Source organism: Vibrio sp. FF266, from assembly GCF_041439695.1.
GTDB lineage: Bacteria > Pseudomonadota > Gammaproteobacteria > Enterobacterales > Vibrionaceae > Vibrio > Vibrio tasmaniensis_A.
This window is the reverse complement of sequence record NZ_JBGOOO010000094.1, coordinates 1-2,508: the sequence shown is the minus strand read 5'-3', so window position 1 is coordinate 2,508 and position 2,508 is coordinate 1. Positions and strand designations below refer to the sequence as shown.

General features: G+C 39.9%; 3 protein-coding genes. 1 reads left to right on the top strand and 2 read right to left on the bottom strand.

The features are described 5' to 3' along the window. Nucleotides 1-114: 114 nt before the first annotated feature. On the bottom strand, nt 115-825 hold the full coding sequence (locus ACED59_RS24290) for an RES domain-containing protein (RefSeq protein WP_016800228.1): 711 nt from the start codon (nt 823-825) through the stop codon (nt 115-117). Continuing rightward, entirely contained in the window at nt 818-1,678 is an 861-nt protein-coding gene (locus tag ACED59_RS24285; RefSeq protein WP_016800229.1) for a hypothetical protein, read from the bottom strand. Before ACED59_RS24285 ends, ACED59_RS24290 begins: the two co-directional genes overlap by 8 nt. Before the next feature lie 408 nt (nt 1,679-2,086). On the opposite strand from ACED59_RS24285, the gene yqfB reads away from it, so the two are divergent. Then, nucleotides 2,087-2,431 (top strand): N(4)-acetylcytidine aminohydrolase, encoded by a 345-nt coding sequence (yqfB, locus tag ACED59_RS24280; RefSeq protein ID WP_371693080.1) that lies wholly within the window; start codon nt 2,087-2,089, stop codon nt 2,429-2,431. The last annotated feature ends 77 nt before the right edge of the window (nt 2,432-2,508 follow it).

Below are 2,508 nucleotides of genomic sequence, written 5' to 3'. Positions count from 1 at the left end.
CAGTTATTCATTAATTGCTAATTTAGTAAAGTCGCTGACAAACTTTTGTCCAAAAGCTTCTCTGGTTGAATTTTTACCCGTGGCACTTTTAACGCGAAAGTGCCACGCTAACATTTAAAGTAGCGATGCTAGATCTGAAGATATGGTTAAGTGGTCATTCTGTACAGCTTGGTGTAAATAAGGCTTCCATGTAGCGATATCCTCCAAAGCATCCACTTCTAAATGTATGTCTCCCTCCCGCTTTGGTCCAAAAATCACGTATACTGGGACAATATTTCCTTGTTGAACACTATCCCAAACTAAGCCATCTACATTGGGGTAGGTATTATGAATGTGCTTAGCTAGCGTTCTTGCTATATCCAAGCATTTCAGCTGAGATTTGTTAAACAAATCATCAAAACTAATATCCCAAAATGCTTCGGCCCCGCCTTTCAGATATGCAGCTCTACAATCAGCAAAGGTTAGCTCCTTTCTAAAAGAGATTGTAGCCACAGCGAGATTTTGAAACTCTTTGGATGATAACGTTACTACTGAATCTGTAGCAAGTGGTCGTAGTACCGTTTCAAAATAGGCCGTTTCTCTAGTTGGTGCTATATACAGAGCAGGGACTGCTTTGTCGTTAGAGCGGAATGGCGAAAAGCGACCAGCGGTGACCGTACCATCAGAGTAGATAGCCCTAATATCACTAGTGAACTTAACTTGTAGAAATGGATTCGGATCTATGGCTGTGTAAGCACGCTCACCATTGTCGTCATATACCTTATTTAATGCACGGTAAAAATGACGACCAGGTTCGATTTTCAGCAGTGGTGGCGCCTTACTCATAGTCTTGCTCTTCTGAAGCAAAGGTTAAGTCACGCAATGTGCTTTGAGACTTAAACAAACCTGCTAGGTATAGCAAATCTTCTTCAAGCTCGGGTCGGCTTATAGCTTGAGCAGGTGTGCACTCCAGATCATCATTGTGAGTTGTTAACCATTTATACACTCCCCAATCATTTAACCCATCAAATATGTGACACAACCTTTCGACTGGCTTGTACACACCAAGACGTTCAGTGTCGAACTGAAACGCTGGGATCTGGATATTACGAGAATTTCCAAAATAAAAGCCGAGTAGCTTCATTTCTTTTTTGAGTTTAGCAACCAATCTTGAAGGATTTGCAGCACTTACTTCTCCAAACAGTACTGATGCTTGCTTTGCTGTAATTAGCGGGAAGTTTTTTGCTCTAGCTTCAATCTCGTTCAAGTCTTTTGCTATTAAATATTGTGTATCATCTGCACTTGTATGTGGCTTAATGGCTTCCTTGAAGTCATCAAAACTTTTCTGAGCATCCTGTTGTAGTAGGCGATACATGTGCTTAACAGAACCATGAGCTATATGATGTTCCATCACACGCATGGCACCACTAACTAATTCTGCTTCCTCAAACCCAAGCTTTACACTTCGGTTAATCACATGAGCTGGAGCCGCAAAGACACGACCGTTTTTAGCTGTCAAATGCTTCCCATTTAATACGACAGTTATGCCCTTATCGAGTAAAGGCTTTGCTTCTCTCAAGCTATTAACGGTCACTGGCTCTTGAATACTGTCATGATCATCATTTTCGTATTCTTGTTCCTCTAACGCCGTTAACTGACATTGTAGAATGTACTGCTCTGCTTCCCTAGAAATTCGCATGGATACTGCCTCGTTAGGTATTATTGTACACCTTAGATCCATAGTAACAACTATGCAAATTATTATTGCCTTTTAGAGATGAGCTACCCCATCAATACTGGCCCCTAAGTTAAACAAATTGCCATACCTGTAGTTATTCATGAATCGCTAATGTAAGGTTTTTATAAACTCATTTATGTCCAAGAGTTTCTTAGGTTGAATTTCTACCCTTGGCACTTTCTAGCTCGAAAGTGCCCCATTATTTGGTAGACCTTTCACTCATTCATATCCTGTTCACGGACTTTTCCATATTAAAAGTTATGCGACACAGAAAATATCCCCAATGATTTCCCTCACTAGTCCATTGGGTTAGATTGAAGCTTAAAAAAGAAAGAGCTTATTGCCGATTCATTTAATGCTGGTGTAAACTTGGAAGACATTGGAGAGAGTTGGTGTAAATCATTGGATAGAATGACATTTTTCACTAGGTTAGAGCGCCAGATTCTTTCTGGTAAAAAAACTGCAACGATTAGAGATAAATCTGAAAGCCATTATTACCCTGGACAGGTTGTTGAAGCATTTACTCTCGAAGATGAGCGGAAAATCTGCATACTAGAAATAGTTGATGTTGAGAATGTTGAGTTTGAAAAGCTCTGTAGAAAACATGCCAAAGCGGAGAATTTACCATTTGTTTTTATGCTCAAATGGCTATTACGAAAGATATACCCAACGGAATCTAGTTTGTATTTTGTCAGCTTTAAAGTTGTTGGGTAACTCATGGCACCTTAGTATAAACTGATCTGAACCAGTAGTTTTGGACACTGCGTTAAGTGAGTACAATCACTAACGAG